This is a genomic window from Winogradskyella alexanderae (assembly GCF_020166335.1).
Lineage (GTDB): Bacteria > Bacteroidota > Bacteroidia > Flavobacteriales > Flavobacteriaceae > Winogradskyella > Winogradskyella alexanderae.
This window is the reverse complement of the sequence record NZ_JAIUJR010000011.1, coordinates 41,583-63,186: the sequence shown is the minus strand read 5'-3', so window position 1 is coordinate 63,186 and position 21,604 is coordinate 41,583. Positions and strand designations below refer to the sequence as shown.

At 35.2% G+C, this 21,604-nt stretch carries 21 protein-coding genes; 11 read left to right on the top strand and 10 right to left on the bottom strand.

Annotated features, from left to right (window positions below):
* On the bottom strand, positions 1–288 hold the full coding sequence (locus tag LBU54_RS14150) for a hypothetical protein (protein ID WP_224531387.1): 288 nt from the start codon (positions 286–288) through the stop codon (positions 1–3).
* A 120-nt stretch (positions 289–408) separates the two neighbouring features.
* On the opposite strand from LBU54_RS14150, the gene prfA reads away from it, so the two are divergent.
* From prfA to LBU54_RS14130, 4 genes are all read left to right on the top strand, one after another.
* Positions 409–1,485, top strand: coding sequence for a peptide chain release factor 1 (prfA, locus tag LBU54_RS14145; protein ID WP_224531384.1), 1,077 nt, complete (start codon positions 409–411; stop codon positions 1,483–1,485).
* Positions 1,486–1,516: 31 nt separating this feature from the next.
* Positions 1,517–2,335, top strand: a complete 819-nt coding sequence (gene pyrF / locus LBU54_RS14140) for an orotidine-5'-phosphate decarboxylase (protein WP_224531381.1) — start codon at positions 1,517–1,519, stop codon at positions 2,333–2,335.
* A 34-nt stretch (positions 2,336–2,369) separates the two neighbouring features.
* Entirely contained in the window at positions 2,370–3,149 is a 780-nt protein-coding gene (locus LBU54_RS14135) for an ABC transporter substrate-binding protein (RefSeq protein ID WP_224531378.1), read from the top strand.
* Positions 3,150–3,332: 183 nt separating this feature from the next.
* Entirely contained in the window at positions 3,333–3,848 is a 516-nt protein-coding gene (locus LBU54_RS14130; protein WP_224531363.1) for a hypothetical protein, read from the top strand.
* Here LBU54_RS14130 and LBU54_RS14125 read toward each other — a convergent pair.
* Both LBU54_RS14125 and LBU54_RS14120 read right to left on the bottom strand, forming a co-directional pair.
* Positions 3,840–4,028 (bottom strand): Lacal_2735 family protein, encoded by a 189-nt coding sequence (locus LBU54_RS14125; RefSeq protein WP_224531360.1) that lies wholly within the window; start codon positions 4,026–4,028, stop codon positions 3,840–3,842. The two genes, LBU54_RS14130 and LBU54_RS14125, sit on opposite strands and share 9 nt — an antisense overlap.
* Before the next feature lie 95 nt (positions 4,029–4,123).
* Entirely contained in the window at positions 4,124–4,831 is a 708-nt protein-coding gene (locus tag LBU54_RS14120; protein WP_224531357.1) for a DUF4197 domain-containing protein, read from the bottom strand.
* 44 nt (positions 4,832–4,875) lie between these two features.
* Here LBU54_RS14120 and LBU54_RS14115 point away from each other — a divergent pair, with 44 nt between their 5' ends.
* Together LBU54_RS14115 and LBU54_RS14110 are read left to right on the top strand one after the other, a co-directional pair.
* Positions 4,876–5,841: an MBL fold metallo-hydrolase gene (locus tag LBU54_RS14115; protein WP_224531354.1), complete on the top strand. Its 966-nt coding sequence runs from the start codon at positions 4,876–4,878 to the stop codon at positions 5,839–5,841.
* A gap of 203 nt (positions 5,842–6,044) precedes the next feature.
* Positions 6,045–9,452 carry a methylmalonyl-CoA mutase family protein gene (locus tag LBU54_RS14110; RefSeq protein WP_224531351.1) on the top strand — a complete coding sequence of 1,136 codons (3,408 nt, stop codon included), beginning with the start codon at positions 6,045–6,047 and terminating at the stop codon, positions 9,450–9,452.
* Positions 9,453–9,630: 178 nt separating this feature from the next.
* On the opposite strand, the gene LBU54_RS14105 is transcribed toward LBU54_RS14110, so the two are convergent.
* Positions 9,631–10,026: a hypothetical protein gene (locus tag LBU54_RS14105; RefSeq protein WP_224531348.1), complete on the bottom strand. Its 396-nt coding sequence runs from the start codon at positions 10,024–10,026 to the stop codon at positions 9,631–9,633.
* A gap of 118 nt (positions 10,027–10,144) precedes the next feature.
* On the opposite strand from LBU54_RS14105, the gene LBU54_RS14100 reads away from it, so the two are divergent.
* Positions 10,145–10,579 (top strand): Lrp/AsnC family transcriptional regulator, encoded by a 435-nt coding sequence (locus tag LBU54_RS14100; protein WP_224531345.1) that lies wholly within the window; start codon positions 10,145–10,147, stop codon positions 10,577–10,579.
* 77 nt (positions 10,580–10,656) lie between these two features.
* A complete protein-coding gene (locus tag LBU54_RS14095) occupies positions 10,657–11,211 on the top strand; it encodes a DUF2846 domain-containing protein (RefSeq protein ID WP_224531343.1) in 555 nt (184 codons plus the stop codon).
* Here LBU54_RS14095 and LBU54_RS14090 read toward each other — a convergent pair whose 3' ends face one another.
* Both LBU54_RS14090 and LBU54_RS14085 read right to left on the bottom strand, forming a co-directional pair.
* Positions 11,212–12,804, bottom strand: a complete 1,593-nt coding sequence (locus LBU54_RS14090; RefSeq protein ID WP_224531340.1) for an amidohydrolase family protein — start codon at positions 12,802–12,804, stop codon at positions 11,212–11,214.
* Positions 12,805–12,843: 39 nt separating this feature from the next.
* Positions 12,844–14,055: an MFS transporter gene (locus LBU54_RS14085; protein WP_224531337.1), complete on the bottom strand. Its 1,212-nt coding sequence runs from the start codon at positions 14,053–14,055 to the stop codon at positions 12,844–12,846.
* A 233-nt stretch (positions 14,056–14,288) separates the two neighbouring features.
* On the opposite strand from LBU54_RS14085, the gene LBU54_RS14080 reads away from it, so the two are divergent.
* Positions 14,289–14,891 (top strand): DUF1684 domain-containing protein, encoded by a 603-nt coding sequence (locus LBU54_RS14080; RefSeq protein ID WP_224531335.1) that lies wholly within the window; start codon positions 14,289–14,291, stop codon positions 14,889–14,891.
* On the opposite strand, the gene crcB is transcribed toward LBU54_RS14080, so the two are convergent.
* Positions 14,892–15,257, bottom strand: coding sequence for a fluoride efflux transporter CrcB (crcB, locus tag LBU54_RS14075; protein WP_224531332.1), 366 nt, complete (start codon positions 15,255–15,257; stop codon positions 14,892–14,894).
* Positions 15,258–16,277, bottom strand: coding sequence for an SRPBCC family protein (locus LBU54_RS14070; RefSeq protein WP_224531329.1), 1,020 nt, complete (start codon positions 16,275–16,277; stop codon positions 15,258–15,260).
* 94 nt (positions 16,278–16,371) lie between these two features.
* On the opposite strand from LBU54_RS14070, the gene LBU54_RS14065 reads away from it, so the two are divergent.
* A complete protein-coding gene (locus LBU54_RS14065) occupies positions 16,372–18,399 on the top strand; it encodes a dipeptidyl peptidase 3 (RefSeq protein ID WP_224531326.1) in 2,028 nt (675 codons plus the stop codon).
* 90 nt (positions 18,400–18,489) lie between these two features.
* Here LBU54_RS14065 and LBU54_RS14060 read toward each other — a convergent pair whose 3' ends face one another.
* Positions 18,490–19,806, bottom strand: a complete 1,317-nt coding sequence (locus tag LBU54_RS14060; protein WP_224531323.1) for a DUF5723 family protein — start codon at positions 19,804–19,806, stop codon at positions 18,490–18,492.
* Between the two features lie 312 nt (positions 19,807–20,118).
* On the opposite strand from LBU54_RS14060, the gene LBU54_RS14050 reads away from it, so the two are divergent.
* Complete coding sequence (locus tag LBU54_RS14050) at positions 20,119–20,505, top strand: pyrophosphohydrolase domain-containing protein (protein WP_224531317.1); 387 nt, start codon at positions 20,119–20,121, stop codon at positions 20,503–20,505.
* A gap of 4 nt (positions 20,506–20,509) precedes the next feature.
* Here LBU54_RS14050 and LBU54_RS14045 read toward each other — a convergent pair whose 3' ends face one another.
* Complete coding sequence (locus tag LBU54_RS14045; RefSeq protein WP_224531315.1) at positions 20,510–21,574, bottom strand: branched-chain amino acid aminotransferase; 1,065 nt, start codon at positions 21,572–21,574, stop codon at positions 20,510–20,512.
* Positions 21,575–21,604: the final 30 nt, after the last annotated feature.

The window sequence follows — 21,604 nt, the reverse complement described above, 5'->3', positions numbered from 1 at the left end:
TTATGTAAACTCCCTAAATACAAGTAGGAAGATTATGGTTATAATACAGTCCAAAATAAAAACAAAAGTGAATAACTTAAATGGTGATATTCCCATATTTTTATAAAAGGTTAGTTTACGTCTATTAGGTGTTTCGCTGACATAATACCATGCAAAAACCGTTAAAAATAGTTTAGTAACAATTGCCGGAATTAATACAGGATTTATGAATCCAATAATAGCATTAACAACAAAGGACCAAACAACAAACGGTTTGTAAAATGCGAGTATAGCTAGGAAACGATACATATTGTTTTGATAACGTAGCGGTTGGTCTATTTATTTTTTAGGCCTTAATTCTAGCAGATTAAACTAGATTAAGAATTCATAAATTATCGTATTTTTGAAGTCCAATTTTTGAGTAGATAAATGTTAGAGAAAATTCAGATCGTAAAGCAACGCTTTGATGAGGTTAACGACCTTATTATTCAGCCAGATATAATTGCAGATCAAAAGCGCTATGTAAAGCTTAATAAAGAATACAAAGACTTAAAGAAAATAGTTGATAGGGGTCATGTTTATAAGGAACTCTTGGCCAATAAAACAGAGGCAGAAGAAATTATTGCTGATGGTAGCGATGAAGAAATGGTAGAAATGGCAAAATTGCAACTTGATGAAGCTAACGAAGCGCTACCAAAAATAGAAGAAGAAATAAGATTTCTTTTGATACCAAAAGATCCTGATGATGCCAAGAATGTTGTTGTAGAAGTAAGAGCTGGTACTGGCGGAGACGAGGCAAGTATTTTTGCAGGTGATTTATTTAGGATGTATTCCAAGTATTGCAGTGATAAAGGTTGGTCGGTAGACGTTGTTAGCCAAAGTGATGGTACTTCCGGAGGATTCAAGGAAATAATATTTGAAGTATCAGGAGAGGATGTTTACGGGACTTTGAAGTTTGAGGCTGGTGTGCATCGCGTACAACGCGTTCCTCAGACAGAAACCCAAGGTCGAGTTCATACAAGTGCAGCAACTGTTATGGTCTTACCAGAGGCAGAGGAAATTGATTTTGAATTAGACATGAGCGAAGTGCGAATTGAGCGCACAACATCTACAGGTCCTGGTGGCCAGTCGGTCAATACAACATATTCGGCAATTAAGTTGCACCACGAGCCAACTGGGATGATAGTGAGCTGCCAAGATCAAAAATCGTCACATAAGAACTTAGAAAAGGCATTAAAAGTGTTACGGACTAGATTGTATGATTTAGAACTCGAAAAACAACGACAGGCAGATTCTGAAAAGCGCAAAAGTATGGTAAGCTCTGGTGATAGAAGTGCAAAGATTAGAACGTACAACTATCCGCAAGGCCGTGTAACAGACCACAGGATTGGTTTGACCCTCTATGATTTATCCAATATTATAAATGGGGACATCCAAAAAATAATAGATGAATTAATGCTCGCAGAGAATACCGAACTTCTTAAAGCTAGTGACGATATAATTTAAATACAAGCCTCTAGGAAAGAGGCTTTTTTACATGACAACAAAAGCATTATTAGAACAGATTAAATCCAAGAAATCCTTCCTTTGCATTGGGTTAGATGTTGATTTGAATAAAGTACCTAAGCATTTACTTGAGGACGAGGATCCGATTTTTGCATTTAATAAAGCTATTATAGATGCGACTCACCACTTATGTGTGGCATATAAACCAAATACCGCTTTTTACGAAGCTTATGGAATTATGGGCTGGAAAGCACTAGAGAAAACTATAAGTTACTTAAATGAGAGGTATCCGGAAATTTTTACTATAGCAGACGCCAAACGTGGTGATATAGGTAATACAAGTACCATGTATGCTAAGGCCTTTTTCGATGATCTTGGTTTTGATAGTGTTACGGTTGCGCCTTATATGGGAAAAGATTCAGTAGAACCATTTTTGGCGTTTAAAGATAAGCATACCATTCTTTTGGCGTTGACGTCTAATCAAGGAGCATTTGATTTTCAGACAAAAGCTATTGATGGGTTAGAGCTATACAAACAAGTTTTGGAAACTTCAAAGTCTTGGGAAAATTCAGAAAACCTAATGTATGTCGTTGGTGCTACAAAAGCAGAATATTTGGCAGAAATTAGAAAGATAATTCCAGATGCGTTTTTATTAGTGCCTGGAGTAGGAGCACAAGGCGGTAACTTACAAGAAGTATGTGAGCATGGCATGAATTCTAATGTAGGCTTACTTATAAATTCATCACGTGGTATTATTTATGCCTCAAAAAATACAGATTTTGCTGAGGCCTCTGCTCAAAAAGCATTTGAATTACAATCGCAGATGGCAACAATTCTCCAAGAGATTTAGCCAATGCTAGTGTAGTATTTTCAATAGTTTATAAATGCACGTTTTCAAAGATCAGCTCAATAGAAAAATTAGGCTCAAAAGCGTGCCAAAGCGAATCGTATCTTTGGTGCCATCTCAGACTGAATTATTAGTAGATTTAGGTTTAAAAGACTGTATTGTTGGTGTTACAAAGTTTTGTGTACATCCTATAGATATACGTAAACAAAAGGCTGTTGTTGGTGGTACGAAGGCAATAAAGATAAAAAAAATAAAGGCGCTTAAACCAGATATTATTCTGTGCAATAAAGAAGAAAATACATTAGAAATAGTCAATTCATTGGATAATATTGCGCCAGTTCATATTAGCGATATCTATTCAATTGAAGATTGTTATGAATTAATAACAATGTATGGTGAAATTTTCGATATGGCTACTAAGGCTAAACTTTTAATTGTCAATATTGAGAATCAAAGAAAAAGCTACATTCACAAAAAAAATAAAGCTAATTCCGTAGCCTATTTTATATGGAAAGCACCTTGGATGGTCGTTGGTTCAAATACGTTTATTGATGCTATGATTTCTGAGGCTGGTTTTGAAAATAGTTTTAAAAGCAAAGTTCGCTATCCTGAAATACAGTTAGACGATGATTTACTTAAAGAGGCAGATTTTATTTTTCTCTCCAGTGAGCCCTATCCATTTAAGGCAAGTCATATTGCAGAATTAAAAAATAAATTTCCAGATAAAACCATAAAAATTGTCAGTGGTGAGTTTTTTTCTTGGTATGGGAGTCGTCTTTTGGGGTCCTTTAATTATTTCAGAAGTCTTGGTCAGTAAAGAAAAGCCGATACATAGGCATCGGCTTTGCTAACTAACTGTACTAATCTTTTTTAAGACTTATCTAACTAATCTTTTGCATTACAAAGATCTCCGTTTTTTCTTGTAACAATGTTATGTTAATATTAGCATATAATTAAATGTAGTTTAATAACTTATAATTTAACTATAGGTTTATCAATCATGACAAAAAAAACATCAATCCTAATGCTTCTTATGGCGTTTACATTTTCTTATGGTCAGAATCAAAACTGTGCCTGTTGTACAGAAAAATATTCTGAATTTGATTTTTGGATAGGATCTTGGGAAGTAATAAGCCCTAACGGCACCAAAGCAGGTGAAAATACTTTGGAGAAATTAGAGCGTAATTGCGTTCTTAAGGAAAATTGGACCAGTGCTACTCTAGGCTACACAGGTACGAGTAACAGTTTTTACAATTTAAAAACCAAACAATGGGAGCAAATCTGGGTAGACAATCAAGGTGCAAGTTTGCACTTAAAAGGCACAAAGGTTGGGAATCAAATGATCTTGGAATCAGAAAAGGAAACAAATCTAGACGGCATTAGTTTTTTCCATCGCGTAACTTGGACAGCAAATGAAGATGGAACTGTTAGACAGTTATGGGAAACATTTACCGAGGGTAAAGATGTAATAGTTGTATTTGATGGTCTTTACAAGCGCAAGGAATGCTTAGGCTAATCTTGTTTCAGAGGTAAACTCTAAGGCATTTATTTGTTCAAGAATTTTATCCGCCTCAAACGAAGCGATATCGCTTTGCGCATGATCCGCTTGATTTAAATTATAGGCTTCTTCTATAAGGTTAATGTATTGAAGGTAAAGTACTTTTTTCAGCTGGAGCGGATTTTTTAGATTGTCCACGTTTAATCAATTTTAATAATATTTTGGAAGGTAATAAAAAAACTCCTTAAACTAATCCGAATGTTTAATAAATTTAACAAAAAATTAAACAATTTCTAATCTTGTAGTGCAAATACCCGTTTTAATAAATCTGTTGTACGTGAAGAAAAATTGTTTCGGATTTCTTTTTCTTCTACAGCAATCATGGTATAAACTCCTTTTAAGGCTTCTGAAGTAACGTAATCGGTCAAATCAGGATTAACATCATTAGTAAATGGTAGATTGTTGTATCTCGTTATAAGATTATTCCATATTTCATTAGCACCAACTTTATTAAAAGAACTGCTAATAACAGGTTTAAACTTTTCATAGAGAGCCACTTTAGTTTTAGTTGTTAGATAATTAGTTGCGGCATCATCTTCACCGAGCAGTATATTTTTTGCATCACTAAACGTTATTTCCCTTACGGCATTTACAAATATTGGAGTGGCTTCTTTTACAGCATCTTCTGCTGCTCTATTAATGGCCTTAAGTCCCTCATCAGCCAAATTATCTAATCCAATTGTTCTAAGTGCATTATCCACCTTTTGCAATTCTTCAGGCAACAATATTTTAACCAACTCATTTTTATAAAAACCATCTTGTTGTGTCAATTTAGAAACCTGCATATCAATACCTTTGTTAAGTGCTTCCCTAAGTCCAGTGGCAATATCAGTATCACTTAATATGCTACCTGATTGAGGTAAATTATTTACTACATTTTGCAATTCGGCACATGAAGTTAAGGTGAAAATAAAAAGTAAGATTGCTACTGACTTTTTCATGGATTTAGGTTTTAATATCTTTAACAGAACTAAGATACGTATAAATGAATACTTTAAAGGGCATTCTGATTTGTTCATTCGTTTTGATTTTAAATTGTCAATCAAAGGCTGAAAATGAAATAATTAAGATACCGGACAACAATAAATCTGGATATGAGCACTATATAACCATATTAGGAATTGCACAAGACGCAGGTTATCCCCAAATACATTGCAAAAAATCCTGTTGTATCGCTTACTATGAAGGGAATGAGTCGAAAAAGCTTGTGTCTTGTCTTGGGCTAGTGGATACAGTAAAAAGTCAGAAGTGGTTATTTGATGCTACACCAGATATCGTAGAACAGTCCAAAATTTTGAGTAGGTACAGTAATTCAGAAACTGTGGCTGACGGTATATTTCTGACCCATGCGCATATTGGGCATTATACCGGCTTGATGTTTTTAGGGAGAGAGGCTCTTGGAAGTAATAATATTCCTGTATATGCCATGCCAAGAATGAAACAGTTTCTTGAAACAAATGGGCCCTGGAATCAGCTCGTGGATTTAAATAATATAAAACTTAAACAGTTAAAACATGACTCAGTTGTTCACTTAAATAAGTCTTTAGAAGTTAAACCATTTTTGGTGCCTCATAGAGATGAATATTCTGAAACGGTTGGTTATAAGATCATTGGAGCTAAAAAATCGGCGTTATTTATTCCCGATATTGATAAGTGGGAAACCTGGGATAAATCAATTATAGAAGAAGTAAAAAAGGTAGATTATGCTTTTTTAGATGCTTCATTTTTTAAGGATGGTGAATTAGATAGAGATATGAGTAAAATTCCGCATCCTTTTACAACACAAACAACAACATTGTTTGAAAATGAGTCCATGGAGACCAAGAACAAGATCTACTTTATTCATTTTAACCACACCAATCCTACAATAAGAGATAGTCATCCACTTAAAGATAGCATTCTAGGTCTAGGATTTAATTTTGCCCGAGAAGGCGCAATCTTTGGATTATAAACTTAGAACTATCAGAAAAAATCATAGTCTAACAATTATAAATCATTACCTACCCCATAGCATTGAATAGTAGTTTTGTTAATTCAAAAATAGAGAATCTGTCCTGTTGATTTTATTAAAACGATTTAGATTATCGTTAATTATGAATACAGTATTTTGATTATTCCTTAAATTTGCATCTTAAATAAGACATTTTTTTACGAATGGAACAAATTGCTCCTTATAAACCAAAACACAAAGTAAGAATTGTAACTGCGGCGTCACTTTTTGATGGACATGATGCAGCTATTAATATAATGCGAAGAATAATTCAAGCAACTGGTGTTGAGGTTATCCACTTAGGCCATGATAGAAGTGTTGAAGAAGTTGTAAACACAGCAATACAAGAAGATGCTAATGCCATTGCAATGACTTCCTATCAAGGTGGGCATAACGAGTATTTTAAATACATGTATGACTTGTTGCAAGAAAAAGGAGCAGGACATATAAAAATCTTTGGCGGTGGTGGTGGTGTAATTCTTCCAGAAGAGATAAATGAATTAATGGACTATGGAATAACGAGGATTTACTCACCAGATGATGGTAGGGAAATGGGACTTCAAGGTATGATTAACGATTTAGTAGAAAAATCAGATTTTGCAGTTGGAGATGCCTTAAATGGCGAAGTAAATGTTCTAAACAAAAAAGATCCAAAATCCATTGCAAGAGTAATTTCATCTGCCGAGAATTTTCCTGAAATAGCAAAGAACGCACTAGAAACGATTCATCTTAAAAACAGGAACTCAAAAACACCTGTTTTGGGCATAACAGGAACAGGTGGTGCTGGTAAGTCGTCCTTGGTTGACGAATTGGTGCGTCGTTTTTTAATTGACTTTCCAGAGAAAACCATTGGATTAATTTCTGTAGATCCATCTAAACGTAAAACAGGTGGTGCCTTACTAGGTGACAGAATACGAATGAATGCTATAAACTCTCCAAGAGTTTATATGCGAAGTTTAGCAACGCGACAATCTAATTTAGCTTTGTCAAAATATGTCAATGAGGCTGTTGAGGTCCTAAAAGCGGCAGAATACGACTTGATAATTCTTGAAACTTCTGGTATTGGCCAATCAGACACAGAGATTTTGGAGCACAGTGATGTTTCACTTTATGTAATGACTCCAGAATTTGGTGCAGCCACGCAACTTGAAAAAATAGATATGCTTGATTTTGCCGATTTAGTGGCTATAAACAAGTTTGATAAAAGAGGCGCATTAGACGCATTACGGGATGTTAAAAAACAATACATGCGCAACCACAATTTATGGCATGAAGATCCTAATACAATGCCTGTTTTTGGGACTATAGCATCCCAGTTCAACGATCCTGGAATGAATACGCTTTACAAAGCGATAATGGATAAAATCGTTGAAAAAACAGATGCAGATTTGAAATCCTCCTATGAGATTTCAAAGGAAATGAGCGAAAAGATTTTTGTAATTCCTCCTGCACGCACACGTTACTTATCGGAAATTGCAGAGAATAATCGTGCTTATGACGCAACTGCCGAAAAGCAAGTTGAAGTAGCAGAGAAATTATATGGTATTTGCAAAACAATCGAATCTGTTATCGGTAGTGCGCCACATTTAACAAAGTCAGGAATTGAGACAGGTGATATTGATAAGGACAACAAAGGATTCATAAAGTTATTACTTGCGGAATTCGATCGTGTTAAGATGGACTTGGATCCCTATAATTGGGAGATTATTACAGGTTGGTACGAAAAAGTAAATAAGTACAAGGCGCCAATTTATTCATTCAAGGTTAGAGATAAGGAGATAAAGATTGAAACACATACCAAATCATTATCGCATACCGATATTCCCAAAGTTGCTTTACCGAAGTATTCAGCTTGGGGTGATATACTAAGATGGAGCTTACAAGAGAATGTACCAGGTGAATTTCCTTATACTTCGGGATTATATCCATTTAAAAGAACTGGTGAGGATCCGACACGTATGTTTGCTGGAGAAGGTGGACCAGAGCGCACAAATAGACGTTTTCATTATGTAAGTCTTGGGATGCCAGCTAAACGATTGTCTACTGCTTTTGATAGTGTAACGCTTTACGGAAACGATCCGGATTACAGGCCAGATATTTATGGTAAGATTGGTAATGCAGGTGTAAGTATATGTTGTCTTGATGATGCCAAGAAATTGTATTCCGGATTTAATTTGGCTGACCCTATGACTTCCGTGAGTATGACAATTAATGGTCCCGCGCCAATGCTTCTTGGCTTTTTTATGAATGCCGCTATAGACCAACAATGTGAAATTTACATAAAGGAAAATGGTCTGGAGAATGAAGTGGAAAAGAAAATTGAAGCGTTGTATAAAGGAAAAGAAAGACCGAATTATAACGGAGATTTACCAGAGGGAAATAATGGTTTAGGTTTAATGTTGTTAGGTGTAACAGGAGACCAAGTGTTACCAAATGATGTTTATGAGGAGATTAAAGCAAAAACTATTGCTCAGGTTAGGGGAACTGTTCAAGCTGATATTCTAAAAGAAGATCAGGCACAGAATACCTGTATCTTCTCCACAGAGTTTGCCTTGCGCCTTATGGGTGATGTCCAAGAATATTTTATCGAGCACAACGTCAGAAATTTTTATTCTGTTTCAATATCCGGATACCACATTGCTGAGGCAGGAGCTAACCCTATTACGCAATTGGCATTAACCTTATCGAATGGATTTACTTATGTAGAATACTACTTGAGTAGAGGAATGGATATTAATAAATTTGGTCCAAACTTGTCATTTTTCTTCTCAAATGGTATTGACCCTGAATATGCTGTTATTGGTAGGGTAGCAAGACGTATCTGGGCTAAAGCACTGAAGCATAAATATGGTGCAAATCCACGAGCCCAAATGTTAAAATATCACATTCAAACCTCTGGACGCAGCTTACATGCTCAAGAGATTGACTTCAACGATATTAGAACTACACTGCAAGCGCTCTATGCAATTTACGACAATTGTAATTCGCTTCATACAAATGCTTACGATGAGGCTATTACTACACCAACAGAGGAGTCCGTAAGACGTGCAATGGCTATTCAGTTGATTATTAATAAAGAGCTTGGGCTCGCGAAAAACGAAAATCCATTACAAGGCTCATTTATTATTGAAGAATTAACAGATTTAGTCGAAGAAGCTGTCTTGGCAGAATTCGACAGAATTACAGAAAGAGGTGGTGTTTTAGGGGCAATGGAGACCATGTATCAGCGTTCTAAGATACAGGAAGAGAGTTTATATTATGAAACTTTAAAACATAATGGAGAATTTCCGATTATTGGCGTTAATACGTTTTTGAGTAGTAAGGGATCTCCAACAGTGCAACCAGCTGAAGTTATTAGAGCTACTGAAGATGAAAAAGAATTTCAAATTAAGACTTTAAAAAACCTGCATGAGTTTCATGATACTGAGCAGCTTCTCAAGGATCTGCAACATACAGCTGTTAATAACAAGAATATTTTCAAATCTTTAATGGAAGTCTGTAAAGTATGTTCGTTAGGGCAGATAACGAGTGCACTGTTTGAGGTTGGCGGTCAGTACCGAAGAAATATGTAGTTAGATTTTCAGCGTTTGAAAGTAAAGGAACTCAATACTTTTAAAATGTCTCAGCATAAATGTGTCTAAGATTTAATACATTAATTAGTAATACAGAAAAGCATCGAAATTACCATCGTCAACTAGTATGATAGCATGATTTAGCTAATAAAACTTTAAAAGAATTCAAGACAGTTAATTACAACGTCATCATCCAGCTACGCTGTAACTTTTTAAACTTTTTAAGCTCTCCACGAAGGATAGGTAAGTAATCTCTCCCATTACTTTTTGAGCGTTCTAAACGTCTGCAATTACTATACAATTTTGACGTAATCCTATTCAGGCGTTCAAAGTGTTTGAGTTTTTTATCAGAGTGGCGCTCACGCTCGGCATTTATTATTTCAGGTGCTAAGCTCGTTGATTGTTGCACTATATCTCCAGTAAAATAAATATTTGTGTCTTCAGTGCCGTCAGCATTTAAATAAGACAAATCTTGATTTAGGTACGTCGAAATGCTTCTTGAAATCAAAATAATATCCATAGCCTTCCTGTAGATAGGTAAATCTGAGAGATGCGATGGTAGGTTATAATTCATTTTCTATAGCAAGAGTCACGAAATTACATACTTATCTTATTAGCGTACCTTAAAAATTAAAGCAATTAAGTATATTTGCTTTAATAATTATATTTAATTATAAAAATACTTTAAGATAATGGATAATTTGAATAGAAAGATTCTAAAATGTCTTCAAGAAAATTCACGTATGTCAAATTCTGAGATTGGTAGGCGTGTAGGTATGTCGTCGCCAGCGGTAAGTGAGCGTATAAAAAAAATGGAAGATGCAGAAATTATAGAAGGGTATACGACCTTTGTTTCACCATTTAAGGTGGGATACCAATTAAAAGCGCTGGTAACATTAAGAGCCTTTATGGGAATGCTAAAGCCATTTTTAGAAAAGGTAAAAACATACGATGAGGTGGTCAATTGTTATAGAATTACAGGTAATGAGAATATTGTTATGGAAGTTGTCTTAAAAAACCAAAAACATCTCGAATCTTTTATTGATCAATTAATAACCTATGGTGAAACAAAAACGCAAATAGTTTTGTCTCATGTGGTAAAGCATAGTCAGATAAAACCTTTGTAATGCCAGTTGTTTTATTTAGGAAAATAAGTTTAGATTTTATTACTTTATTTTTAATTATGAGCATTAACATAAAATCAATGAAAACAATTCTATTTGTATCAGCCCTAATGCTAATATCAGCAACAAGTATAAATGCTCAAGAAACTATTATACCACCATCAGAAGGTAAGGCGGTCATTTATTTTTTAAGAACAACAAGTTTAGGGGCATTAATGAATTTTAGATTTTTTGATGAGGGAAATTTTATCGGAAAATTTAATGATAGAAATTATCTAAGATACCAATGTGACCCTGGTGAAAGAGTTTTTTGGGTAAAAGCTGAAAATATTGATGTACTAAAAACCAATCTTGAAGTGGATAAGATTTATTTAGTTGAGGCTAACGCAGTTATGGGAGCTATGTCTGCTGGTGTAAAGTTTAAGTTAGTAAACTTTGATAACGAGAAACAAATGAAAAGAATTAATAAGTTGTTAGAGACCAAAAAGGCTGTAGAATTTACCCAAGAAGAGTTAGAAACCGAGCAAGAGAAGAGTAAACTCGTAATTCAGCACGGCATGAAAACAGTGTCTAAGAAATTAAAAAAAGGGAAACGCCTAAAAATTATAACACCAGATATGGCTTATAAGCAATAATTAATCCTTTACACCAGGTTGTCTTAATTCCCAATCAGATTTTGCTTTTTCTTCATCAACCATTTGCTTTACTTCTTTGAGTAACTGTTTTGCGTCATAAATAATTCCATCTTTGATGGTATACTTCACACCTCCAACTCTAATCACTTGGTTGTCTTCGGTTAGTTTTATGGCACCTGTGCCATAAAGCGATTTAAGATTTTCTAGTGGATTTTCTTCAACGATAACAAAATCTGCCAGTTTGCCTATCTGTATGCTGCCAATTTTATCGTCCCAACCCAATGCTTCAGCACCATTTAGGGTTGCAGAGCGTATCACCTCGAGAGGGTGAAAACCAGCTTCCCGTAGTAACTCTAATTCTCTTACATAAGCAAATCCATAAAGTTGATATATAAAACCCGAATCGGATCCAGTGGTTACGCGTCCGCCTCTATTTTTATATTCATTTATAAAAGTCATCCAGAGTTGATAGTTCTTTTTCCACGCTATTTCCTGTTCTGTTCCCCAATAATGCCAATAACTGCCATGACTCACTTTACTAGGCTCATAGAATTTCCACAATGATGGTAAGGTATAATCCTCATGCCATTCGGCCCGTCTTGCCCTATGTAAATCCCTACTCGCCTCGTATATATTAAATGTAGGGTCTAAGGTGAAATCTAGTTCCAAGAGTTCATTCATGACCTTATTCCAGCGCTCGGAATAGGGCTGAGCGGCTTGTTCCCACAATTTGCCAGCTTCTTCAAAGCGATGTTGTTCATTCTGATAATTATAATCCAGAGGATAGTCCTGTACTGTTCTATCATCAAAAAGTGCTTCTGGTAATCCATACCAATGCTCCATACTGGTTAATCCAGCCCTTGCAGAATGCAATACGTTCCATCTCGCAACACTCAATTGAGCATGATGGCAGGCAGATCTGAGTCCTAGTTTTTTGTTTTCATCTAGTGCCGCAGCCATTATTTCTGGTTCTGCACCAAAAAATTTGATGCCATCAGCGCCATTTTTGGCATTTGCTCTAACCCATTGTCTTGCCTGTTCAGGAGTGCTGATCGGTGTATCATTTAGCGGATTAAAATCTTTAGTCGTTTGTCCAAAGCCTGTGTAAGCAAATATCCTAGGAGCTACAATTTCATTCTTTTCGCTTTTTCGTTTTAAATCTAGGGTCCAATCAATACTTCTGCCACTTGGTTCTCTTATTGTTGTGATACCATGAGCCATCCAAAGTTTAAATACGTAGTCCCAATCTGCACCTTGAGAAACACCGCCAATATGGCCGTGCATATCAATGAATCCTGGTAAAAGAAACATGCCGTTGGCATCCAATTCTTTACCGCCTGGCTTAAGTTTTGGTCTACTGCTCTCATTTATTTCTACACCTGGATAACCAACAACTTTCACATTGGTAATCTTATTTCCTTCAACAACTATGTCCACGGGTCCACGCGGAGGAGAACCATCTCCGTTAATTAGAGTGACACCTCTAATAATTAGTTGACTAAATGGTCCTTCACTATTGCTTTCTTGGGAAAAAGATAGACTGATAGTTGTCAGTAAAACTAAAAGGAACTTGAAATTTTTTAGGATTTTCATTCGAATTGCTAAGGATGGTTGTCGCATTAAAAATACAAATTATAAATGGTTGTTTATTCTATTAATTAGCCAATAAGATAAAATAATACCAACCAATCCATAGCTGCCCGTTACGAGCCAATTAATTTGATATCCAAATTCATTTACAATACTTAAACCAATTTTAGAACTAAAAATATGTGATAATGAAAAAGCTATGGCATAGAGAGCGAGATAACTCCCTTCAATACCTTTTTTGGCTCTATTTAAAGCAAATTTATTGGTAAAAGGGAAACCAAGCATCTCACCAAATGTTATAATAATCATGTTTACTATTAAAATTCCAATCCAAAAGTTTTGAAAAAGGATGAAGAAGCTAATACACATTAGCGTACAAGCCATCATAATATGTTTGGTTACCGGTATAAATTTCTTTTCTAGGAAATTAAGTAATGGCATTTCCAGAATAATTATAATACCAACATTGATAATCCACATTAGGCCAATTTGAAATTCATTCAGATCGAAAATTTCTTCATAGTATAAAGGCATGGTAACGATAAGTTGGAAAAATGCCATTCCCATAAAGAAACAGATCCCTATAAAAATCCAATATGTATTGTCTTTGTAGACAAAATTCTTATTTAGTATTGGCTCTTCAGTATTTTTTTCAGCAATTTCTTTTTTAGGTGGTGCCACTAAGTATCTGAATAAAATAATTGCAATTATACACGTGATACCATCAATCCAAAATAATAATCCATAGCCCTGGGTTACAATTATGAGACCTGCTACTGTTGGGCCAATAGCCATACCAGCATTGATGGCCAATCTTATTAAACCAATGGCTCTTGTTTGATTTTCTGTTGTAGTATAGGCTTTAATGGATACATAAATTGCAGGTCTAAAACAATCTGCTATGCTCATTATAATAAGTATGGCAATGCATAAGCCCCAAAATGATGTGATGTATTGTAACATTATGAAGCATAGACCTGTTGTTAGAAGGCTAAATGTCATTACTTTATAAAAGCCAAATATATCAGTAAGCTTACCACCTAACCAGCCACCAATAACGGAGCCAATGCCAAAGAAAGCTAGTATCCAACCCGCGTCATCTTTGCTAAAATCCAAGTTCTTAGTTAGGTATAATGACAAAAAAGGAATGACCATTGTACCTGCTCTATTTACTAATGAAATTAAAGCGATATACCAGATTTCGTTTGAAAGACCTTTAAAGGATTCAATATAATTTATGTAGAGTTTTTTCATTTTGGTTGTTCTATAAATTTAAAAAGTCCGACGATACCGTCGGACTTTTACATAGTGTATAATAGTATATCTGTATTGCTACAATAGATAATGCATCCGAATGTTTTCCGAAAAAATCACGGTGGTTTGTTTGGTATATCTATTGACTTGTCGCATTGTCTTTGTCATTAATTACTTCAAAGCTACAATAAATAGTGATAAGTTGTATTTTTGACATTTGGAATTTTGACTAGATGAAGTATTTATTTCTTTTACTAATTGTGTCAGTGTCTTTCAGTTGTTCTCAAAAGAAGCAAAGTCTAAAAGGAGAATCGGAATGGCAGAAGCAAAAAAATGCTGTTTTTAAGGATGCATCGAAAACACCACTAAAACCAAAGGATCTAAAGAATTTTACAGGGTTAGATTTTTTTAGTGTCGATTCTTCATTTGTTGTCAATGCGTATTTAGAAAGAACTCCTAATACGGATTGGTTTAATATGAAAACAACAGATGATAGGTTGTCTAAGGAGCGTGTTTACGGTATTTTGAACTTTGAATTAAAGGGTAAGCCAATGCAACTAAAGGTTTATCAAGGTGAGGAAAATATGCAAACTGAAGGCTATGAGGATTATTTGTTTCTTCCCTTTTTAGATGATACCAATGGCGAAAGCACCTATGGAGGCGGACGCTATATTGATTTAAGAATACCCAAAGGTGATGCTATAATTATAGATTTTAATAAAGCATATAATCCCTTGTGCGTTTATGATGAAAAGTACTCTTGCCCTATAGTACCTAGGGAGAACTATATTAATGTCAAGGTAACTGCCGGAATGAAAGATTTTAAAGGTTCCTAGTTACTTTACCAAATACATTCCAGCAAAAACGGCCATGAATCCAATTATGAAACTGCCAATTGTGTAGAGAGCAAAACTTGTGAAATCTCCTGATTTTAAAAAAACATGGTTCTCGTATGCAAACGTAGAAAAGGTTGTGAAGCCACCACAAAATCCAGTTGCCAATAATAAAGTTTGGCTTTGTGTAAGACTATCGTTTTTACTTGCTAAGCCCAATATAATCCCAATAAGTAAGCTTCCTAGGATGTTGGCCAAAAAAGTTCCATAGGGAATTCCATTACTTGTACTATTAAGCCATTTCCCAACAAGATATCTGAGAACACTTCCAACGCCGCCACCAAAAAAAACCAAGAGAAGCTGTTTCATTTAGTCTTTAAGTGGAATATAAATTTCGGTTATCCAGTCACCCGGATTAGGAAAATCACCCGGATCATTAATGTAAACCTCAAAAGGTTTCAAATCTGACTGAACTAGAGCATTTTCCGTCAAATGATTCATTGTAGTTTCCCATGCCTTTGATAGATTTGTATAATTGCCTTGTAGCGTGGCTTTTAAGACTTTGGTTTTAGGTATGTAGCCTAAGGATACATCTGCGTCATCTGGAATTGTGTGTCGCTCGTTTACGGGTAGGCCATTGCTCATTATTACATTATCTTCTTCCATAATGTTATAAACCGTCATTGGCATACCATAAGGAACTATACCATTACTACCCATAAATTGCATTACAGCTGCAAAATTTTCTCCCATTTTAGAACTAATATTTGTAGCATTGGCATTTGTAGTTTTATAGATGTAAAAACCACCACCATATTCGGTAATACCATTTATTTTAATATTATAACGTGCCATATCTTTGGTTACCAAACTATCTAACTTATATAAACCACGTTCAAAATTTGGTCCTGTTTCTGACTCAATGGAACCCATTACTGTAGTAAACAACTTAGATACAAAATCTTGTTTGCCATTCATTGCCCATGTTACTTTTGTGCCATCTTCTAAAGCTTCAAAAGTCCAGTTAATATTTGATTTGGCTTCGAACGGAGCCGTAAATTCAATTAACTGAGAAATAGACTTATCTGCTTTCACAGCAAGGGTAGTCATTTGGCCTTCACCTAAAATATCACCTTTCCACGAATAACTTGCATTTTCACCAATACTAGATTCTCCATAAAAAATATTAGCATCGGGGTCTTGTTCCATCCAAGGTGAAAAACTAGGCCACTCTTTATAATCATTCACTTTTTGATAAAGCAACGCCGCAGGAGCATTTATAGTGCGACTTCTTTCAAAACTAAATTCATTTGGCTGGACCGCCACATAAATGGAAAATCCAATAATAAAAATTAGAAGTAGTAAAATGATATACTTAAGTGCTTTCATTGATTGTTTATAATTAGTAGTAAATCAAAGATAGTAATTTTATGATATGTTAAGGAAATGTTACTTTTGTTTGAAACTAATAAATAACTAACTCATGAAAGTAAAATCATTCTTAAAATACTGTTTAATAGCACTACTAATTTTTGCTTGTAAAGAAGATGCAAAAGAGGATACTTTAAAGGTAGCAGAAACAGAATTTGATTATAATGTAGAGCAGTTTGCAGATGTTAAAATTCTTAGATATAAAATTCCCGGTTGGGAAAAGCTTTCCCTTAAGGAACAAAAACTGGTTTACTACTTAACCGAAGCTGGTCTTGCCGGACGTGATATAATGTGGGATCAGAATTATAGACACAACCTTAAGATTAGAAGGGCTCTTGAAAATGTGTACACTCAATATACTGGAGATAAAACCACTGACGATTGGAATAATTTTGAAGTTTACCTTAAACGAGTTTGGTTTAGTAACGGTATACACCACCATTACTCAAATGATAAATTGAAACCGGATTTCTCCAAAGACTATTTAAATGAATTGTTTATTGCAACCAACACGAAACTTGATGGTGAAGCGTTTGACGTAATCTTTAACGATAAAGATTCTAAAAAAGTTAACCAGGCCAAAGGTGTTGATAATGTTGCGTTATCTGCTGTTAATTTTTATGGTCCTAATGTCACCACTGAAGATGTTATCAATTTCTACAAAGCTAAGAAATCACCAGACCCAAAGAGACCCTTGTCTTTTGGACTAAATTCCCAATTAGTCAAGGAAAATGGTGTTTTAAATGAACGTGTTTATAAATTAGATGGTCTTTATGGTGAAGCCATAGAAGAAATTATAAAATGGTTGGGTAAAGCAAGGGAAGTTGCTGAGAATGATGCACAAGGCGAGGCACTAGATTTACTCATAAAGTATTACATGACTGGTGATTTGCAGACTTGGGACGATTACAATGTGGCTTGGACTAAAGCAACAGAAGGTAATGTAGATTACATAAACAGTTTTATCGAAGTTTATAACGATCCAATAGGGTATAGAGGTTCTTACGAAACAATTGTACAAATCAATGATTTTGACATGTCACAAAAAATGGCTGTCTTATCTGAAAACGCACAGTGGTTTGAGGACAATTCACCTTTAATGGAAGAACATAAGAAGAAAAATGTTGTTGGTGTAACCTATAAAGTTGTTACGGTTGCAGGTGAAGCAGGTGACGCTTCGCCAAGTACGCCTATTGGAGTAAACTTACCAAATGCCAATTGGATTAGAAAAGAAGTAGGTAGTAAGTCGGTCTCTTTAGGTAATATTATCGAGGCATACAATAACGCTGGAAGTACTGGGCGTTTAAAGGAATTTGTTCACGATGAAGAAGAATTGGAGCTTGAAGAAACGTATGGTCAATTAGCAGATAAATTGCATACAGCATTGCATGAGGTTATTGGTCATGCTTCTGGTCAGCTAAATCCTGGCGTTGGTGAGACCAAAGAAACCTTAAAGAATTATGCTTCCACTTTAGAAGAAGGAAGAGCAGACTTGGTTGGATTGTATTATTTGTATGATTCAAAGTTACAGGAGCTTGGTCTTGTTGAAGATTGGAAAAAAGTTGGTATGGCTGCTTACGATGGTTATATAAGAAACGGGTTAATGACACAGCTCATTAGATTAAATCTTGGAGATGACGTTGAAGAAGCACATATGCGAAACCGTCAATGGGTGTCTGCTTGGGTCTATGAACAAGGAAAGGAAGATAATATAATTGAAAAAGTAACACGTGACGGCAAAACCTATTTCAATATTAATGACTATGATAAATTACACGATTTATTCGGTCAGTTATTAAGAGAAACGCAAAGGATTAAGTCCGAAGGGGATTATAAAGCTGTTGAAGCCTTAGTAGAAGGTTATGGTGTAAAAGTAGACCAAGACTTACATGCTGAAATTCTAGAGCGTAACAAACAGTTTACTTCTGCACCATATAGTGGCTTTGTTAACCCAGTTTTAGTGCCTGAAACAAACGATGCTGGAGAGATTACAGCAATTAAAGTTACACAACCAAAAGGATTTCCTGAGCAAATGTTAGAGTATAGTAAAAAGTACAGTCATTTGCCTGATGTAAATTAACATATGGAATCATTACAATAAAAAAAGCAACCATTATGGTTGCTTTTTTTATTCCATAAAATGGAAGTCTTATAATTATAGAATTGAAATTTATTTTCTGTACAAAGGAATTTTAAGACCAAAAAACACATCAGCTGATTGTGTCGAGTCTGATAAAAGATTACTCAGAATTGAACCAGAGCCAATACTTAAAGGTCCAAAACGTAGACCGGCACCAGCATTAAAGCCACCATATTGCCTTAAACTCACAGGTGCATAAAGACTAAACCATTTGCTCTCAAATCTTGGCATTAAGGTAATCGTATTAGAAATGGCATTATTTAATTGCTCATCAGTGGCAACCACAGATAAGTCAGCCTGTGCGCTAATAAGCCATTTTTTGGCCAATCTGTAGTCTAATAAAAGATGAAGTGCGGTTGGTAGTTGAAAACTTGTACTCTGGCTTTGTATTGTACTATCATAATTGTTATCCAAAAATTCTTGAAGGTCATCTTCATATGTGGATGTATCAACTGTATTATTCATGTCATATGTCGTAACTTCGCCATTATCATAATTTATGGATCCGATATCTGTGATTGATACACCAATTTTTAGTTTATAAGGGTCTTGAAAGTACCGCGTTTCTTCATCTTTTCGGTTAGGATGCCACTCATAAACAAACCCTATATCTAAACCAAAACCAGCCGTTAAGTTATCAAACTCGATATCATCCAGGTCAAAATCACTAGATGTACCATAGGTGAGCAAGCCATTTGATTGCAATAACTCAGTAGACCCATTATAGTTACCCTCTAAACTATTCGCTTTAGTAAATGCACCGCCTGCTCCTTGTAAATATTTAACTGTTACTCCTCCAGTTAATAAATGTTTGGGTTTGCTTATCAAAATTCTACCATATGATAAACAGATCTCTGCCCAAGCGTGTGCTGTACCAACAAAATTTTGGTTGTCAAAGTCAAAATCATCCTCATCACCAAAATCATCGGCAATTGTCTCAAAAAGCTCACCGTTAATATTATTGATATTTGACATGACTCGAACCCTTGATGTAAAGGCTATACTGTTTTTTTTGTTCAAATTAAACATGAATGAGGGACCAAGGATATCTGCGTTAATATTGAAATTATTTGCATCGCTTTTAAATCGTTCCAGGCTATCATCAAATTCATCCCCAATATCCGCAATATTACCTATACCCAATCCCAAATAGTCATTATCAATTAGTACGCTAGTCGAAATTAAATTAATATCTGCTCTGAGATTTGAGGCTACCACATTTGCCGGATTGTAAATAACTCCATGAATGCCCGCGAAATTATCCACTGTATGCCCAGTATAGCTTTGGCTAAAAATCACAAGGGAACATGAGAATATTCCAATGATTGATAGAAATATATTTTTCATAAGTTTTTATAACATTGATTTCAAAGCTAGGCAATGTAGGAATTATTTCAGAAGTTGAAATAATAATCGTTTATCTACATAAAAATAAACTTAACCGCCGCAATAAGTCCAATAAAACTAATAAAGGCAATTAAGATCCAAACAGTGCCTTTATAATATCTTTTATGAAGGGGAAGATCTTTCCGGTATTGATATGCAATAACAATAACAAATGCTATAAAAAATAATATTCCAAAAATCAATTGACCAGTACTAAACATCTGCTTATTTTTATACAAAAATAATACTTAAGCCAAATATAAACCAACTACTATGCAAGATAAAATCAATGCTGTAAAAGCTTTTCATACCGCTTTTAAAATTGGACACAGAGAAACACCAAAAGCAAACTTAGGAATTGAAAAAAATATGTTGCGCTATAAACTAATGCGTGAGGAAAACGAAGAGTATTTAGAGGCAGCAAATGACGGTGATTTGATTGAGGTAGCAGATGCACTTGGTGATATGCTTTACATTTTATGCGGTACCATAATTGAGCACGGCCTACAGTATAAAATTGAAGAGGTTTTTGACGAAATACAACGCAGCAATATGAGCAAGCTCGGCGAAAACGGGGAACCTATTTACCGCGAAGACGGAAAGGTTCTAAAAGGGCCAAACTATTTTAAGCCACATATAAAAGAAATTCTCGAAAACTAAATTATTAGCAAACCTTTACGCGCCAGCCAAAAGGGTCTTCAATCTTATTGGTTTGTATATCTGTTATGCGCTTTTTAAGTCTAGCGCCAAAAGTATCCTTTAGTTCTGGTAATTTATAGTCTTTGCCTTTGTATCCAAAAGCAGAAATCTGTGAAACAACTGCAGCTGTTCCCGCACCAAAAAGTTCCATAAGCGAACCGTTTTCTGCAGCCTCAATTAATTCGGCAACTTTTATTTTACGCACCTCAACAGCAATACCTTCGTCTTCGGCGATTTTAAGAATACTTTTTCGGGTTACGCCATCTAAAATTCGTTCGCTAGTTGGTACTGTTAATAACGTATCATTAATACGAACAAATATATTCATTGCTCCAGCCTCTTCAATATATTCGTGGGTTGTATCATCAGTCCAAATAACTTGGTGGTAACCTCTTTCCTTAGCTAAATGTGTAGGGTAAAATTGGCCCGCATAGTTCCCGCCAGCTTTGGCATAACCAACACCGCCGTTTGCAGCTCTTGAATATTTTTCTTCAATAAGCACGTTAACCTTACCAGTAAAATAAGGTCCAGATGGTGCAAAAGCGATAACAAATTTATAGGTATCAGCAGGCGAAGCGTGGAAGCCGTGACCCGTAGCAAACATGAAAGGTCTTATGTAAAGAGCACTACCTTCAGCAGTAGGAATCCAGTCTTTTTCAATCTTAAGGAGTTCCTTAAGCCCGTTCATGAAATAATCCTCAGGAATTTCTGGCATGGCAAGGCGCTTAGCAGAAATATTCATTCGCTTGCAGTTATCCATTGGTCTAAATAGAAAAACACTGCCATCAGCGTCTCTATAGGCTTTCATGCCTTCAAAAATTGATTGGCCATAGTGAAAAATCTTTGCAGCAGGCTCTAACGAAAAGGGCTGGTAAGGTACAATTTTAGGTTGTTGCCATTTACCACCTTCATAATCGCAAACAAACATATGATCCGAGAAGATTTTACCAAATGCCAAATTTGAAAAATCGACATCATGGATTTTTGTGTTTGTTGCTCTTTCTACAAGTATTTCTTCAGTATATTCCATAGCTATTTCTCTCCTTTTCCGGTGGCAAAA

Bases quoted from the DNA above. Each gene is read 5' to 3' on its own strand.
- LBU54_RS14150 (WP_224531387.1), bottom strand. From the start codon at position 288: ATGTATCGTTTCCTAGCTATACTCGCATTTTACAAACCGTTTGTTGTT.
- prfA (WP_224531384.1), top strand. From the start codon at position 409: ATGTTAGAGAAAATTCAGATCGTAAAGCAACGCTTTGATGAGGTTAAC.
- pyrF (WP_224531381.1), top strand. From the start codon at position 1,517: ATGACAACAAAAGCATTATTAGAACAGATTAAATCCAAGAAATCCTTC.
- LBU54_RS14135 (WP_224531378.1), top strand. From the start codon at position 2,370: ATGCACGTTTTCAAAGATCAGCTCAATAGAAAAATTAGGCTCAAAAGC.
- LBU54_RS14130 (WP_224531363.1), top strand. From the start codon at position 3,333: ATGACAAAAAAAACATCAATCCTAATGCTTCTTATGGCGTTTACATTT.
- LBU54_RS14120 (WP_224531357.1), bottom strand. From the start codon at position 4,831: ATGAAAAAGTCAGTAGCAATCTTACTTTTTATTTTCACCTTAACTTCA.
- LBU54_RS14115 (WP_224531354.1), top strand. From the start codon at position 4,876: ATGAATACTTTAAAGGGCATTCTGATTTGTTCATTCGTTTTGATTTTA.
- LBU54_RS14110 (WP_224531351.1), top strand. From the start codon at position 6,045: ATGGAACAAATTGCTCCTTATAAACCAAAACACAAAGTAAGAATTGTA.
- LBU54_RS14105 (WP_224531348.1), bottom strand. From the start codon at position 10,026: ATGAATTATAACCTACCATCGCATCTCTCAGATTTACCTATCTACAGG.
- LBU54_RS14100 (WP_224531345.1), top strand. From the start codon at position 10,145: ATGGATAATTTGAATAGAAAGATTCTAAAATGTCTTCAAGAAAATTCA.
- LBU54_RS14095 (WP_224531343.1), top strand. From the start codon at position 10,657: ATGAAAACAATTCTATTTGTATCAGCCCTAATGCTAATATCAGCAACA.
- LBU54_RS14090 (WP_224531340.1), bottom strand. From the start codon at position 12,804: ATGAAAATCCTAAAAAATTTCAAGTTCCTTTTAGTTTTACTGACAACT.
- LBU54_RS14085 (WP_224531337.1), bottom strand. From the start codon at position 14,055: ATGAAAAAACTCTACATAAATTATATTGAATCCTTTAAAGGTCTTTCA.
- LBU54_RS14080 (WP_224531335.1), top strand. From the start codon at position 14,289: ATGAAGTATTTATTTCTTTTACTAATTGTGTCAGTGTCTTTCAGTTGT.
- crcB (WP_224531332.1), bottom strand. From the start codon at position 15,257: ATGAAACAGCTTCTCTTGGTTTTTTTTGGTGGCGGCGTTGGAAGTGTT.
- LBU54_RS14070 (WP_224531329.1), bottom strand. From the start codon at position 16,277: ATGAAAGCACTTAAGTATATCATTTTACTACTTCTAATTTTTATTATT.
- LBU54_RS14065 (WP_224531326.1), top strand. From the start codon at position 16,372: ATGAAAGTAAAATCATTCTTAAAATACTGTTTAATAGCACTACTAATT.
- LBU54_RS14060 (WP_224531323.1), bottom strand. From the start codon at position 19,806: ATGAAAAATATATTTCTATCAATCATTGGAATATTCTCATGTTCCCTT.
- LBU54_RS14050 (WP_224531317.1), top strand. From the start codon at position 20,119: ATGCAAGATAAAATCAATGCTGTAAAAGCTTTTCATACCGCTTTTAAA.
- LBU54_RS14045 (WP_224531315.1), bottom strand. From the start codon at position 21,574: ATGGAATATACTGAAGAAATACTTGTAGAAAGAGCAACAAACACAAAA.